Annotated in this window: 1 protein-coding gene; it reads left to right on the forward strand. The window is 57.6% G+C overall.

Going from position 1 to position 283, the window contains the following annotated elements:
* Nucleotides 1-283 (forward strand): sulfite exporter TauE/SafE family protein (locus tag IV91_RS0115375; protein WP_200874463.1); only part of this gene is annotated, 283 nt, incomplete at both ends.

The following is a 283-nucleotide window of genomic DNA, read 5'->3' on the forward strand; positions in this document are numbered from 1 at the left end:
CTCTGCGCTATGGCAAGAAAGAAATCCTCAATCCGTATTTTGTCGCGTCTTCCGTTTCTTCCGAGGTCATTCTGCCGGGTTTGTCGTGATCGGTTTGGCCCATGCCGGCCTGGGAGCATTGACGGGATTGGCCATTGGCCTGACGGGCGTAGGTGGGGGAGCGCTCATGGCTCCGGCATTGATTTTCTGGTTTGGCGTGGAACCCCAGTCCGCCATTGCCACGGATCTGTGGTTTGCGGTCCTGACCAAACTGGTGGCGGTCAAGGCGCATCATGGAGAAGGA

It is taken from the genome of Ferrovum myxofaciens (assembly GCF_000735045.1).
GTDB lineage: Bacteria > Pseudomonadota > Gammaproteobacteria > Burkholderiales > Ferrovaceae > Ferrovum > Ferrovum myxofaciens.